General features: G+C 40.2%; 9 protein-coding genes, 2 tRNA genes and 3 rRNA genes. 5 read left to right on the top strand and 9 right to left on the bottom strand.

The features are described from left to right. Positions 1 to 994 precede the first annotated feature (994 nt). A complete protein-coding gene (locus AC6EIW_RS09915) occupies positions 995 to 1,744 on the bottom strand; it encodes a TVP38/TMEM64 family protein (RefSeq protein ID WP_498520452.1) in 750 nt (249 codons plus the stop codon). Positions 1,745 to 1,822: 78 nt separating this feature from the next. Beyond that, on the bottom strand, positions 1,823 to 2,146 hold the full coding sequence (locus AC6EIW_RS09910) for a hypothetical protein (RefSeq protein ID WP_498520451.1): 324 nt from the start codon (positions 2,144 to 2,146) through the stop codon (positions 1,823 to 1,825). A gap of 209 nt (positions 2,147 to 2,355) precedes the next feature. Here AC6EIW_RS09910 and AC6EIW_RS09905 point away from each other — a divergent pair, with 209 nt between their 5' ends. Then, complete coding sequence (locus AC6EIW_RS09905; protein WP_498520450.1) at positions 2,356 to 3,735, top strand: aldehyde dehydrogenase family protein; 1,380 nt, start codon at positions 2,356 to 2,358, stop codon at positions 3,733 to 3,735. A gap of 43 nt (positions 3,736 to 3,778) precedes the next feature. Next, positions 3,779 to 4,639, top strand: a complete 861-nt coding sequence (locus AC6EIW_RS09900) for a LysM peptidoglycan-binding domain-containing protein (protein ID WP_498520449.1) — start codon at positions 3,779 to 3,781, stop codon at positions 4,637 to 4,639. Between the two features lies 1 nt (position 4,640). On the opposite strand, the gene AC6EIW_RS09895 is transcribed toward AC6EIW_RS09900, so the two are convergent. After that, positions 4,641 to 5,690 (bottom strand): hypothetical protein, encoded by a 1,050-nt coding sequence (locus AC6EIW_RS09895; RefSeq protein ID WP_498520448.1) that lies wholly within the window; start codon positions 5,688 to 5,690, stop codon positions 4,641 to 4,643. A 206-nt stretch (positions 5,691 to 5,896) separates the two neighbouring features. Here AC6EIW_RS09895 and AC6EIW_RS09890 point away from each other — a divergent pair, with 206 nt between their 5' ends. Together AC6EIW_RS09890 and AC6EIW_RS09885 are read left to right on the top strand one after the other, a co-directional pair. Next, complete coding sequence (locus AC6EIW_RS09890; RefSeq protein ID WP_269609645.1) at positions 5,897 to 6,115, top strand: photosystem I reaction center subunit IV; 219 nt, start codon at positions 5,897 to 5,899, stop codon at positions 6,113 to 6,115. 14 nt (positions 6,116 to 6,129) lie between these two features. Continuing rightward, on the top strand, positions 6,130 to 6,978 hold the full coding sequence (locus tag AC6EIW_RS09885; RefSeq protein ID WP_498520447.1) for a DNA-formamidopyrimidine glycosylase: 849 nt from the start codon (positions 6,130 to 6,132) through the stop codon (positions 6,976 to 6,978). Between the two features lie 49 nt (positions 6,979 to 7,027). Here AC6EIW_RS09885 and rrf read toward each other — a convergent pair. The 5 genes from rrf to AC6EIW_RS09860 form a co-directional block, all read right to left on the bottom strand. Beyond that, positions 7,028 to 7,144: ribosomal RNA gene (gene rrf / locus AC6EIW_RS09880) — 5S ribosomal RNA — on the bottom strand. Between the two features lie 89 nt (positions 7,145 to 7,233). Continuing rightward, positions 7,234 to 10,109, bottom strand: a 23S ribosomal RNA gene (locus AC6EIW_RS09875). A gap of 307 nt (positions 10,110 to 10,416) precedes the next feature. Further along, positions 10,417 to 10,489 (bottom strand) — tRNA-Ala (locus tag AC6EIW_RS09870). A 9-nt stretch (positions 10,490 to 10,498) separates the two neighbouring features. Beyond that, a tRNA-Ile gene (locus AC6EIW_RS09865) sits at positions 10,499 to 10,572 on the bottom strand. A 166-nt stretch (positions 10,573 to 10,738) separates the two neighbouring features. After that, positions 10,739 to 12,223, bottom strand: a 16S ribosomal RNA gene (locus tag AC6EIW_RS09860). The 16S, 23S and 5S rRNA genes sit together here with 2 tRNA genes alongside, the layout of an rRNA operon. A 637-nt stretch (positions 12,224 to 12,860) precedes the next feature. On the opposite strand from AC6EIW_RS09860, the gene AC6EIW_RS09855 reads away from it, so the two are divergent. Continuing rightward, positions 12,861 to 14,303: a glycoside hydrolase 100 family protein gene (locus tag AC6EIW_RS09855; protein WP_498462204.1), complete on the top strand. Its 1,443-nt coding sequence runs from the start codon at positions 12,861 to 12,863 to the stop codon at positions 14,301 to 14,303. 6 nt (positions 14,304 to 14,309) lie between these two features. On the opposite strand, the gene petD is transcribed toward AC6EIW_RS09855, so the two are convergent. After that, positions 14,310 to 14,792 (bottom strand): cytochrome b6-f complex subunit IV, encoded by a 483-nt coding sequence (gene petD / locus AC6EIW_RS09850; protein WP_413682969.1) that lies wholly within the window; start codon positions 14,790 to 14,792, stop codon positions 14,310 to 14,312. Positions 14,793 to 14,815 lie beyond the last annotated feature (23 nt).

Below are 14,815 nucleotides of genomic sequence, written 5' to 3'. Positions count from 1 at the left end.
GAAACCCTTTGCAGGCGAGTTTAAAAATTGGCACATGCATTCAGTCACTAAAAAAGCATCCTGCTCACTGAGTGGATGCTTTTTTGGCACAGAACTATGTGTGAGGAGTTGTTCTGTTAAACCCTTTCTAAACCATATTGACCTAAATTGCTGAGAACAGAATATTCTCTTAAACATATTTGAATTCTTAGTGAGGACTTATTTACACCACTTAAACTCTTTATTGACAAAATTTCGCCCTATTTCCTTAAACCTAATATAAATCCGAGTTACACGAGATAAAACATAAAACAAACTAAAAAAAGAGGTGAAAAAAAATTAATCAGCAGATAGCCTGACCGAGTCTTTGAGAAATTTATGTTGTTGAATTGCTTCTGATGTTTCTATTCAAACAAAAAGGCAACAGAATTTTCATATCAAAAGCACTTAGTTCTAATTTAAAGGAATCTATTTAATACATGTTGGCAAGACAACTCTTCAGGCCTAATCGATCTGATACTCTTTCATCTTTATTCCTATGGTTTTCTTTCCTTTTGATTTCCTTAGGGAAACTTCCTCCTCTAGTGCATAATTACATTCAAGTAAAATATTTTGTAAAGCAAAAATGATTTTTTATGTCTATGGATAAGTTACTAAAGAACAAAAGATATAAAAAATTACATACCACGCAAAGAAAGCAAGCTTTATGTAATAAACTGAACACCAATAAGAGAATCTTTAGTTTAGGATTCTTCTGTAGCAATTAGAACAAAAAACGTACACCTCGTCGATTAATGAGCCCCAATTTGACTCAAGCCAAGGAACGGGGACTTGAGCATATTTCGGAGCAAGAAATGTCTTTAACCTACAGAGGCCTTTAGTACAACTAGCAAAAGTCAGGCTCTGAAAAGCAGCATGTACAACTTACATATCGGGGTAAATCTTACCAAAGCTAGACACGATTACTTCATTTACAAAAGCCCTTAAATTTAAGGGCTTTTGTAAAACAATAAAGTCACTTAATAATCTTGGATCTTTTATTCAAATATATATTTATCATAGCCAAGGTAAAAATCATAAAAAAGGATATTATAAATAGCAAAAGATAGTTTCCTGAAATCATATTTATTTCACCATTTAATATTTTTTGTAAGAAATTTTTTAAACCTATATCCTTAATTTTTCTTGCAGCAAAACCACTAGCAACAAAAGGAGAATCTGAGATTATTATACTAAAAACAAGAGCAGGCATAAACCTCCTCCAAGTTATTTTTGTTAGTCCTATTGCATAACAAACGAAGTCAAAGAACCCAGACATTAAAAGCGCAGTCATGAGAAAATAATTATTTTCAAGATAATATTGGCTAATACTTTCCACTCGTTTCATTTGCTTAGGGCCAAGCAACTTACCAACAAAGTTCCTCCCTAATTTTCTAGACAATAAAAATGATATCGAACATGATACAAAATCAGCAAAAAATATAATAACTAACCCTTGGGTAAAGCCAAACTGAAAACCTGCAGCAACTGAAAATATTGTTCCAGGCAAAACTGGTATAACAATACTTATGGATCTCAATAAAAACAACAAGGATATTAATATTAAACTGGAAAAACTATTTGTATTTAAACTACTAACAATATCATAAAATAAATCACTAATAATATTAACATCAAAACTAACAAGAGAGATGCTTAAAGTAATAACAAAAAAAATTAGTATTCCATACCTAAAATATTTACTACTTATTGACTTTTTATCCATAAAATATTTTCTCAAACAAAATCTAAATTTATATTCAAATTATAGTATGGAATTTTTAAAAAATTTCTATAAAAATTACTAATTCTGCTCAAACTTAAGGCTGCAAAGCGTATTAGCCTCTCTTAGAGGCATTTCTCCAGAGTTCCATTTCTCATATACACATGTATAAAAAGGTTCATTTATGCTAGTTAAATCATTTTTTTGATCTATTAATTCTCGGAGATATTTAGCTTTCGCCCGAAGATAATCTTTCTTATATGACCAGTACATTACTTCGGCAACACCTATAAAAGCCAAAGAGAATGCAAAAATAACTAACAAATGATAAATCAATCTTTCATTACTAAGGATTAATATTTTATTGTCAACATCATACAAAAGTAACTCGTAGATAATACTCAAAGTTCTTTCCCTTCTCTTTTAATAAAAATACTGATTAGCACCTTTCATAGATTTCATTACTAATCCAATTAATCATCACAAAACCGTATCTAGCATTGTAGAAACAAAAATGCCAAACACCTCAAAAAGTACTTAGGGACTATCTTCATATGACATGACCCTCAATTAATGATTTATTTTGTTAGAAGAAATAAAATCTTCGCAGCTCAATGTCATCAAAAAATTTCTTAATTAATCAGTTACAAGAAATAGTTTTGTCCGGCATGACAAGACGTGAGAAATGGCGGAGGAAACAGCTTCACGTCTTGTCAAATTTATTAGAAAATCATCAACAGCAAATATTAAATGCTCTACATCAGGATTTAGGGAAACCTCCTACAGAAGGTTTCTTTGAAATTATTGCTGTCAAACAAGAAATAAAATTGGCACAGAAAAATTTATCCAGTTGGATGAAGGCGAAAAAAATAAATGTCCCTATATCTTTACGGCCTGCTCAAGCACTTGTTCAGCCAGATCCCTTAGGCTGCATTCTGATAATTGGTCCATGGAATTATCCTTTTTCTCTTACCCTTCAGCCGTTAGTAGGAGCATTGGCAGCTGGAAACACTGCAGTTTTAAAGCCCTCAGAACATGCACCTAATGTCTCAAATCTAATAAAAAATCTCATAGAAAAATATTTTCCGCCTGAGATCGCTCAAGTTGTTGAAGGTGATGGAAGTACTGCTGCTGATTTAATTACTCAAAAATTTGATCATATCTTTTTTACGGGTGGAGAAAATATAGGGAAAAAAGTAATGGAAGCGGCTTCAAAAAATCTTACTCCAGTAACTTTAGAGCTTGGGGGAAAAAGCCCAGCCGTTGTTATTAATGGTGCAAATCTTGAAGTAACTGCAAAGAGGATCATATGGGGAAAAAGTCTAAATGCCGGTCAAACATGTATTGCACCGGATCATTTACTAGTTGAGCATAAGCTTGTTGATTCTTTAGTTTCTAATTTAAAAAATTCGATCAATAATTTTTATGGAACTACTCCTCTAGATTCACAACATCTAGGGAGAATAATCAATAAAAACCATTTTGATAGGCTTAATAACTTACTAAAGGAAGCTAAAAAGAATGGCCAGATAATATATGGAGGAGATAGCAATGAAATAGATAGAAGGATTAGCCCTACTCTTATCAAAATCGAGAATCGAAATGATCCACTAATGAAGGAAGAACTTTTTGGACCATTGCTACCTATTTTGCCTATTAAAAATCTCGACGAGGCCATTAAAGAGTTCAAGTTTTTGCCTAAACCCCTTGCTCTTTACCTTTTTGGAGGGGGTGGCAACGAGCAAGGGAAAATACTTGCAATGACTTCTTCTGGAGGTGTTTGCTTTAATGATGTCGTTTTACAAGCAGGAATACCAGAACTCCCTTTCGGAGGTGTCGGTTCAAGTGGGATGGGGAAATACCACGGCAAAGCAGGTTTTGATAACTTTACTCATTACAAATCAGTCCTAAAAAGACCTTTTTGGCTAGATCTTAATTTCAGGTATCCTCCCTATAAGCTGGATTTATCTTTACTTAATAAGTTAATAGGTTAAAATTAGTTTAAATCTATGAGCTGGATTATTAATTGCGATAGAAATGATCACAAAGATAAAAACAACTATTAATCTATTTTATCTTAATAGTATTGTTTTATTCTTATCAATATTTGCCATACATGTTAACGCAGAAACAAAAATTATTGCTAAAAGTGACGACACACTCTTAAAGATATCTAGTCGATATGGAGTGTCGTTGAAAGAGCTAATGTATAAAAATAATTTCAATGATGCAACCCAAATAATTGCAGGTAAAGCGATAGTAATACCGGTAAATAATAATGATAAAGATATAAAAGTTGACAACCTTGTTCATAAAGTTGTTGAAGGAGATACTCTTTATAAAATCGCAAGAGAATATAATACAAATTTAAAAGATCTTATTTCTATTAATAATTTAGGAAATAATTTTTTCCTCGAACTAGGTCAAATTATCATACTGCCGAAGGGATCAAACTATAGAGAAGTAATTAATGATAAGAGTATCAAATTAGCAAGTAAAAAGGTTTTTTACCACCAAACTTCGGAATCAGAGGATCTTTCATCAATTGCGAAAATACATCAAGTCCCAATAGAAGAAATTAATATTTTGAATAACTTGAAAAACACTTCAAAAGTCAATCCTAATACAAAATTAAAACTAAGAAAAAATAAATCTTCTAAATGGCTAAAATATGGCTCATTAATGATCAATTGGGCAGACTGGACATATCTTGATGGTAATTATATTGCTCTAGCAAAAACAAAAAATAATAAATCTTTTTACTTAGCTCTTAACTGCAAAAAGAGAACATTAAATAACACATTAAATAATTCTTACTGGACAAGCTGGTATTTTCCTGAGACCGATTTTGAATTTAAATTAATCAATGATTTTTGTACTCAGGATTTTAGAATGTAAATTATTTATTCATATCAAGAGAAGGAGGATCCAATCTTTCAGAGTCTTCCTCAACAAGTTGCAATCTCAACCTTTTCCCCCCAGAAAGTTCTCCAAGAGAAACTCTTATAGTTGAACCAGTAAGAGTTTGGAGGGTATCTAAAAGCTCTCTTAAATAAGGAGTGCTACTGCCAGACTCGACCCATAATCTCTCTTGCAAACCCTCTAATCTTCTCCAAGCAGAGTGAAACTTTAAGATAGAACTCTCTATAGTTTTTGCCTGTCCAAAAGCATCTGCAAGCAATCCTAAAGAATCCAACCTGAGAGCCTCTTGAGTGGCTTTATCTAAATTTAAATCCTTATTTTGAAAAGCTCTTAAAGCTAGAGAAGCATCTAAAGACTTGCCGATCCATTTAGCAGTATTCGTCATGTCTTTGACCGAATCAATTTCAGGATTTTCTCGTAAAGTTTCACATATTTCCTCTTGCTGAATAGGCGATAACTTAGATAATTCTCTTACCAATGGAGCAACGAACTTGGCTGGTAATAGATTTGATTGTGTTTTTTCTCTAATTTCAACAGGCAATAGAGAACTGGTTGCGGCCATAAATTCGTCAGTAAGACTCTTTACTTGTCTTCTGGTTATATCCTTTCCTTCATTGGCAGCTTCAGAAACCATATATTGAATCTCAGGCGCAGCTTGCGCAGTTTCAATAAAAGCTCTTTTAGAAAAATTATTTACACTTGATTCTTCAAGAATTCCATCACCCACAAGATTATCTGAGGAATCCGCTAATTGGATAAGGGAATATGCTTTGCTTTTACTAATTTCCATCTCTCTTAACCACTGCAAAAAACCTGTACCTCTTCCATCGCCGCCTCTCTTTTCTCTATCTCTAACAACACGTAAAATCCTTCCTCGCCAAATTTCAGTTTGCAAATCGAACTGTTCGCATATAGACCATGCATTTTCTAATTTCTCAATGAAGTCAATATTACTTAAATCATCTTGATCAGGATCAGGCAAATCAAACGTTATGGAAGATGGGTCTAAAGATGGTTGTGATATCACAAAAAATAAAATCGTTATAAGGTTAATATTTCAAAGCTAATTGAAAATTCGTCCGAAAATCAATATGAACTATTTTTATCTGAAAGTAAAAATCTTTAATGGCGATCTACTTTTCAGGATAGCAGCGACAGTCTGTGACACATCTACAAATATTTCCAAATTTGATAGATAATAATAATAATATAGAAACAATTCAGGGAAGTCAGATGAGCTTTGCAAGAAAAGATAAGGTGCGCATTTTGCGCCAAGAATCATACTGGTTCAATCAAATTGGAGAAATTGTCTCTATCGACAAATCTCCAGCGATGAGATACCCAGTGACTGTCAAATTCGAAAAATGTGATTTCAAAGCTTTTAGCGGTGTTGATGGCGGGGCCAACACCAGCCAATTTTCAGTAAAAGAGTTAGAAGCTGCTGCAAGTTAGCAGTATTATTACTTTTGCCAGAATTACCTGAAGTTGAGACAGTTAGAAAGGGACTTGAGAAACATCTAAAAAATTTTTATATTCAAAGAATAGAAGTATTAAAGGAACGTTCAATTGCAAGTATTGGAGGATCTAAGCATTTTATTGATAATATTAAAAGTAGCTATTTAGGTAATTGGGAAAGAAGAGGAAAATATTTAATAGGATCTTTACAATCACAAAACAAAATTAGCAAAGGTTATTTAGTCGTTCACCTTAGAATGACAGGCCAATTTATATTACTTGAAAAACATATAAACCCTTGTGCTCATACCAGAGTTAGGTTTTTAGAAAAGAACGGCAAAGAACTTAGGTTTATTGATATCAGAAATTTCGGACAGATGTGGTTCGTGCCGTCGTCAAAATCGGTATCAGAAATTGTTTCTGGAATTAAAAAATTAGGCCCAGAGCCATTTAGTGAATCTTTTAATGGTAGTTATTTAGAAAAATGTTTGAAGAAAAGAACTCGTTCAATTAAATCATCATTGTTAGATCAAGAGACTGTCGCTGGTGTTGGGAATATATATGCAGATGAGGCATTATTTGATGCATGTATTAATCCAAAAACTGAAAGTAGAAATTTAAAAAGTTCTGAATTAAAAAGGCTTTGTAAGAGTCTTGTCAAAATTTTAAATATAAGTATTGGAGAGGGAGGAACAACTTTTAGTGATTTTCGAGATTTAGAAGGAACAAATGGAAAATATGGTGGACAAGCCTTGGTATACAGAAGAGGTGGTAAAAGTTGTAAAAAATGTGGAGAAAAAATAGTGCGAGAGAAACTCTGTGGCAGGAGCACACACTGGTGTCCTAATTGCCAAAAATAATTAAGCATCAAAAAAGGGCTCATATGAGAACCCTTCTTTAAATAATTTTACCTGGCATTGAGCTATTTTCTCAGGGGGCTACCCCCCAAATATCGTCGCCGCTGATGCGTTTCACAACCGAGTTCGAGATGGATCGGAGTGGTTCCACATCGCCATGAACACCAGGATAGTGTTGTTTATGAACCCTGAAAACTGCATAGATATTATTAAAAATAAATTGAAAGAATAAAGCAATAATTTGAATAAAAGCAAAAGAAGGTCAAGCCCTCGATCTATTAGTACTCCTCCGCTGCATCTGTTACCAGACTTCCACGTAGAGCCTATCAACGGGTGTTCTTCCCGTGATCTTACTGGTTTAAACCATGGGAATACTCATCTTGAGGTGGGCTTCCCACTTAGATGCTTTCAGCGGTTATCCACTCCGCACATGGCTACCCAGCGTTTACCGTTGGCACGATAACTGGTACACCAGAGGTGCGTTCCTCCCGGTCCTCTCGTACTAGGGAGAAATCCTCTCAATATTCCTGCGCATACACCGGATATGGACCGAACTGTCTCACGACGTTCTGAACCCAGCTCGCGTACCGCTTTAATGGGCGAACAGCCCAACCCTTGGGACCGACTTCAGCCCCAGGTTGCGATGAGCCGACATCGAGGTGCCAAACCTCCCCGTCGATGTGAACTCTTGGGGGAGATCAGCCTGTTATCCCTAGAGTAACTTTTATCCGTTGAGCGACGGCCCTTCCACTCAGAACCGTCGGATCACTAAAACCGACTTTCGTCCCTGTTCGACTTGTAGGTCTCACAGTCAAGCTTCCTTCTGCTTTTGCACTCGACGACTGATTTCCAACCAGCCTGAGGAAACCTTTGTGCGCCTCCGTTACCTTTTAGGAGGCGACCGCCCCAGTCAAACTGCCCAGCAGATACTGTCCGTTTCCCGGATAACGGGTAAACGTTAGATCTCTAGCTCTGAAAGAGTGGTATCTCACCGTTGACTCAGTAGCACCCAAAAGCACTACATCAATGTCTCCCACCTATCCTGCGCATTCAGAGCCCGAGAACAATACCAACCTGCAGTAAAGCTTCATAGGGTCTTTCTGTCCGGGTGTATGTAGTCCGCATCTTCACAGACAATTCTATTTCGCCGAGCCTCTCTCCGAGACAGCGCCCAGATCGTTACACCTTTCGTGCGGGTCGGAACTTACCCGACAAGGAATTTCGCTACCTTAGGACCGTTATAGTTACGGCCGCCGTTCACCGGGGCTTCAGTCACTAGCTTCGCTTACGCTAACCGGCTTCCTTAACCTTCCGGCACTGGGCAGGTGTCAGCCCCCATACATCGTCTTGCGACTTAGCGGAGACCTGTGTTTTTGGTAAACAGTCGCCTGGGCCTCTTCACTGCGACCAGCTTGCGCTGGCATCCCTTCTCCCGAAGTTACGGGACCATTTTGCCGAGTTCCTTAGAGAGAGTTATCTCGCGCCCCTCGGTATTCTCTACCACCCCACCTGTGTCGGTTTCGGGTACTGGCAGTTATGCCTTAACGGGTATAGGGATTTTCTTGGAAGCATGACATCACCAACTTCGCTGCCGTGGCAGCTCGTACTCACGCCTTAGCTCAGAACGTTTTCTCCGTTCCTCAAAGCCTCGAACGCTTGAACCAGTAACCAACATCTGGATTGGCTAGCCTTCTCCGTCCCCCTTCCCAAAACATAACTGGTACAGGAATGTTGACCTGTTATCCATCGACTACGCCTTTCGGCCTGACCTTAGGACCAGACTAACCCTCCGCGGACGAGCCTGCCGGAGGAACCCTTAGGGTTTCGGGGCATGGGATTCTCACCCATGTTTTCGCTACTCAAGCCGACATTCTCACTTCTATGCAGTCCACGCCCGCTTACGCTAACGCTTCACCCCACATAGAACGCTCCCCTACCATTTATAAATAAATCCGCAGCTTCGGTACAACACTTAGCCCCGTTCATTTTCGGCGCAGGATCGCTCGACCAGTGGGCTATTACGCACTCCTTTGAGGATGGCTGCTTCTAAGCAAACCTCCTGGTTGTCTGGGCAATCCCACCTCCTTTATCACTTAGTGTTGATTTTGGGACCTTAGCTGGCGGTCTGGGCTGTTTCCCTTTCGACTATGGAGCTTATCCCCCACAGTCTGACTGCCTAGTTACACACAGGGTATTCAGAGTTCATCACGATTTGGTACCGCTCTCGCAGCCCGCACCGAAATGGTCGCTTTACCCCCCTGCTGGAGCACTAGACGCTACGCCTCAACGTATTTCGGGGAGAACCAGCTAGCTCCTGGTTCGATTGGCATTTCACCCCTAACCACAGCTCATCCGGTGACTTTTCAACGTCAGTCGGTTGGGACCTCCACTTGGTATCACCCAAGCTTCATCCTGGCCATGGTTAGATCACCAGGGTTCGGGTCTATAAACACTGACAAAACGCCCTATTCAGACTCGCTTTCGCTATGGCTCCACCATTCTCGGTTTAACCCGCCAGTGCCTATAAGTCGCCGGCTCATTCTTCAACAGGCACACGGTCACCCGATAAGTCGGGCTCCCATTGCTTGTAGGCTCATGGTTTCATGTTCTATTTCACTCCCCTCCCGGGGTTCTTTTCACCTTTCCCTCACGGTACTGTTTCACTATCGGTCACACAGGAGTACTTAGCCTTACGAGGTGGTCCTCGTAGATTCACACGGAATTCCACGTGCTCCGTGCTACTCGGGATACAGATAGGCCAACTCTCCTTTCGATTACGGGGCTTTCACCCTCTGTGGCACGCCATTCAAGCGTTTCTTCTAGGTTTGTTGGTCCACATTTCTGTCCCACAACCCCGATAGTCGAAACCATCGGTTTGGGCTATTCCCCGTTCGCTCGCCGCTACTTAGGGAGTCGTTATTTACTTTCCTTTCCTCCAGCTACTAAGATGTTTCAGTTCGCTGGGTTGGCTCGTGCCAGCCTATATATTCAGCTGGCCGTTCTAAGGGTTGCCCCATTCGGAAATTCCCGGATCAAAGCGTGTATCCAGCTCCCCGAGACATATCGCAGGTAACCACGTCCTTCATCGCCTCTGTGTGCCAAGGTATCCGCCATGAGCCCTTTGTAGCTTGACCTTAATACAATCACAAAATCAATTGTGCTCGGCTATTACTCAAGAATTACACATGTATTTTGATAAGTGAAAATTCAGTTGTTACACTAAAAAATCAAACCAAAACAATGCATCCATGAGATGCTTTATTCTTTCTAATCTATGCAGTTTTCAAGGTTCTACTGAATTCTCACGGAATAAATCCATGGGAGCCCAGCATATTATCAACTCTAAAATAGATGATAAGAAGCTAGGTTCTTTCAGGTAAACAATTCTAAGTCACATCTAAGAGTTTTCTCCGGAAATTTAGTTATCAGGATAGGTTTCAGTGGAGGTAAGCGGACTCGAACCGCTGACATCCTGCTTGCAAAGCAGGCGCTCTACCAACTGAGCTATACCCCCAACAACGAATGGGCCATCCTGGACTTGAACCAGGGACCTCACCCTTATCAGGGGTGCGCTCTAACCACCTGAGCTAATGGCCCAGGAGAAACCTTTGTTGGGTGTGACCTAGACAAGTTTAGGAACTGAAATCAAAGAATTAAATATAAATTAAATCAATAATCTGAGGTACCGATCGACCTTAAGGTGACAGGATTGCGGCCTAAGAATAAATCACTTAGACATCACAATCTATTAATTGTCTCCCTGTTAGGAGGTGATCCAGCCGCACCTTCCGGTACGGCTACCTTGTTACGACTTCACCCCAGTCATCAGCCCCACCTTCGGCGTCCTTCTCCACAAGGGTTAAAGTAACGACTTCGGGCGTGGCCAACTTCCATGGTGTGACGGGCGGTGTGTACAAGGCCCGGGAACGTATTCACCGCAGTATGCTGACCTGCGATTACTAGCGATTCCTACTTCACGTAGGCGAGTTGCAGCCTACGATCTGAACTGAGCCACGGTTTATGGGATTTGCTAGCTCTCGCGAGTTTGCTGCCCTTTGTCCGTAGCATTGTAGTACGTGTGTAGCCCAGGACGTAAGGGGCATGATGACTTGACGTCATCCACACCTTCCTCCGGTTTATCACCGGCGGTCTTTCTAGAGTGCCCAACTAAATGCTGGCAACTAAAAACGTGGGTTGCGCTCGTTGCGGGACTTAACCCAACATCTCACGACACGAGCTGACGACAGCCATGCACCACCTGTCACTGCGTTCCCGAAGGCACCCTCTAATTTCTTAAAGGTTCGCAGGATGTCAAGCCCTGGTAAGGTTCTTCGCGTTGCATCGAATTAAACCACATACTCCACCGCTTGTGCGGGCCCCCGTCAATTCCTTTGAGTTTCACACTTGCGTGCGTACTCCCCAGGCGGAACACTTAACGCGTTAGCTACGACACCGAAGGGGTCGATTCCCCCGACACCTAGTGTTCATCGTTTACGGCCAGGACTACAGGGGTATCTAATCCCTTTCGCTCCCCTGGCTTTCGTCCATGAGCGTCAGTAATGGCCCAGCAGAGCGCCTTCGCCACTGGTGTTCTTCCCGATATCTACGCATTTCACCGCTACACCGGGAATTCCCTCTGCCCCTACCATACTCAAGCCAATCAGTTTCCACTGCCATGATGGAGTTAAGCTCCACGCTTTAACAGCAGACTTGAAAGGCCGCCTGCGGACGCTTTACGCCCAATAATTCCGGATAACGCTTGCCACTCCCGTATTACCGCGGCTGCTGGCACGGAATTAGCCGTGGCTTATTCCTCAAGTACCGTCATATCTTCTTCCTTGAGAAAAGAGGTTTACAGCCCAGAGGCCTTCGTCCCTCACGCGGCGTTGCTCCGTCAGGCTTTCGCCCATTGCGGAAAATTCCCCACTGCTGCCTCCCGTAGGAGTCTGGGCCGTGTCTCAGTCCCAGTGTGGCTGATCATCCTCTCAGACCAGCTACTGATCGAAGCCTTGGTGAGCCATTACCTCACCAACAAGCTAATCAGACGCGGGCTCATCCTCAGGCGAAATTCATTTCACCTCTCGGCATATGGGGTATTAGCGGTCGTTTCCAACCGTTATCCCCCTCCTGAGGGCAGATTCCCACGCGTTACTCACCCGTCCGCCACTAACCCGAAGGTTCGTTCGACTTGCATGTGTTAAGCACGCCGCCAGCGTTCATCCTGAGCCAGGATCAAACTCTCCGTTGTAGTCAGGCCCTATTGTAAAAATTAATTTTACTCAGTCTGATTTGCTTCTCCCACGAATGACAGCACTGGCGTACTGTTTGTGATTGTTGCCACCTTATTTTCATAAGGGTTCTAAAGAGTGCACTTAGTTTTATCTTCGTGACTTTCCCGGATCTCAGATCCGTCGTTGCTTTCTCTAATAGCTAAATAAATCAATTTGAGCCGTGAAACTCAAATTGAAAAATGCCACAAAATTATGCAACTAATTTCTTTTTGACGGGACCTCACACCTTTATCGCAATACATCCGATTCATTACGAACCAGACGCGATAAAAGCGTCAGTTCCTAAACTTTTAAGTTGTCTAGGTTCTGTCTTGACCAAAATAGCCAAAACATTTTCGATCTTTCGACCGTTTTTAACTTTACAGCACAGAAGGGTTAAGTCTTCAAATGTTGTAAAACTCCCACTTAACAAAAAAACTTTCGTAATTTTTGCTAGATGAGCACGCTCAAGATTAACTTTCGCGCAGAAAAATATTGTAGACCCTTGGAGTACTTACTTGCAACAAAGTTGCAATTGAAATGTTTTACCTCTTACTATGAATAACAAAGGAGTAAGCCATAACTAGCTTTTAGCGATGGCAAGAGATTATCTTAATGCCCGCACGTTTTAGCCAACAGCATAAAAGGGTACGTCCCAATTCAAATGAAGATAAAGTTGTTGCAAGAGCTAAGGAGCATTTTGAAAAAACCCTAATTGAAATTTCTGGAGATATTGCAGGAAGTGTTGCGGCCTTGGAGCATCCAACAAAAAATGATGCCCTCAATTACGGAGAGATCTTTTTAAGGGATAACGTCCCCGTCATGATCTATCTCTTAACGCAAAAACGATTCGACATAGTCAAGAAGTTCTTGACAGTAAGTCTAGATTTGCAAAGTACTACTTATCAAACTCGAGGCGTTTTCCCAACAAGCTTTGTTGAAGAAAAAGGGAAATTAATAGCAGATTATGGGCAGAGATCAATAGGAAGAATCACCTCTGCAGATGCCAGCTTATGGTGGCCAGTACTTTGTTGGCTATATGTAAGAAAAAGTGGCGATCAAAGTTTCGGAACAAGTCAACAGGTTCAAAGAGGTATTCAACTTCTTCTTGATTTAGTTCTTCATCCAACTTTTGAAGGCAATCCAGTTTTATTTGTCCCAGATTGCTCATTCATGATCGACCGACCTATGGATGTTTGGGGAGCTCCTCTTGAAGTGGAGGTTTTGTTGCATGCATGTCTAAAAAGTTGCATACAACTAATGGAGTTGAGTAGGAAACATCAAAAAAGTCGATTACTTGATCAAAGACTTGTTTTAACAAATCAATGGGTACATGATCTTCGCCAATTTCTTTTGAAGCATTATTGGGTTACAAGCAAAACAATGCAAGTCCTTAGAAGAAGACCAACCGAGCAATATGGTGAAGATCAACATCAAAATGAATTTAATGTCCAGCCACAAGTAGTACCTTCATGGCTTCAAGATTGGCTTGAGAACAGGGGTGGATACCTTATTGGAAATATAAGAACTGGTAGACCAGATTTTCGTTTTTATAGCTTGGGAAATTCCTTAGCATGTATGTTCGGAGTATTAACTGCCCCACAGCAGAGAGCATTATTTCGCCTGGTATTACACAACCGTGAACACCTTATGGCACAAATGCCAATGAGGATTTGTCATCCACCAATGGACATAGAGGAATGGCAAAACAAAACCGGTTCAGACCCCAAAAACTGGCCATGGAGTTATCACAATGGAGGTCATTGGCCTAGCCTTTTATGGTTTTTCGGCGCTTCCATATTGCTTCATGAAAAACGTTACCCAAAAGCCGATGTTTTACTCATGGGACAAATGAGAGCTCTTGTTGAAGAATGTTATTGGAGTCAATTAAATCAACTACCAAGACAAAAATGGGCAGAGTACTTTGATGGGCCAACAGGTACATGGGTTGGTCAGCAATCAAGGACTTATCAAACTTGGACTATTGTTGGATTTTTATTAATGCATCATTTACTGAGAGCTGAACCCGATGACGTGTTGATGCTTGATTTAGATTAAAAATTTTTAAAACAAACCTAGAGTCAAAGATTTATCGATAGGTAAACATGCTCCTATGCCTAGATACATTGTTAAAACTGTTCCAAAGAGAAACAATGACATTGCAACTGGTCTTCTAAATGGATTGGCAAATTTATTGATATTCTCAATAAAAGGAAGAATCATCAAGCCCAAAGGTATTAATGTTTGAAGGGCGATGCCAAGTAACTTATTAGGGACTACTCGTAGAATTTGAAAGACTGGATACAAGTACCATTCAGGGAGAATCTCTAATGGAGTTGCAAAAGGATTAGCTTTGTCTCCTAGAAATGCAGGATCAAGAACTGCCAAGCCAACCACACAAGCTATGGTTCCAAGAATAACTACTGGAAAAATGTACAAAAGATCATTGGGCCAAGCTGGCTCACCGTAATAATTATGACCCATCCCTTTAGCAAGCTTCGCTCTTAACTTTGTATCTGATAAGTCAGGTTTTTTAAGAGTTGACATGATTTAGGAAAATTTTGATTTAG

Source organism: Prochlorococcus sp. MIT2308 (assembly GCF_059772345.1).
This window is presented reverse-complemented; position numbering and strand designations above follow the sequence as displayed.

Excerpts from the sequence above, each read along its gene's own strand:
- AC6EIW_RS09915 (WP_498520452.1), bottom strand. The coding sequence starts at position 1,744 with ATGGATAAAAAGTCAATAAGTAGTAAATATTTTAGGTATGGAATACTA.
- AC6EIW_RS09905 (WP_498520450.1), top strand. The coding sequence starts at position 2,356 with ATGTCATCAAAAAATTTCTTAATTAATCAGTTACAAGAAATAGTTTTG.
- AC6EIW_RS09900 (WP_498520449.1), top strand. The coding sequence starts at position 3,779 with ATGATCACAAAGATAAAAACAACTATTAATCTATTTTATCTTAATAGT.
- AC6EIW_RS09890 (WP_269609645.1), top strand. The coding sequence starts at position 5,897 with ATGAGCTTTGCAAGAAAAGATAAGGTGCGCATTTTGCGCCAAGAATCA.
- AC6EIW_RS09855 (WP_498462204.1), top strand. The coding sequence starts at position 12,861 with ATGCCCGCACGTTTTAGCCAACAGCATAAAAGGGTACGTCCCAATTCA.
- petD (WP_413682969.1), bottom strand. The coding sequence starts at position 14,792 with ATGTCAACTCTTAAAAAACCTGACTTATCAGATACAAAGTTAAGAGCG.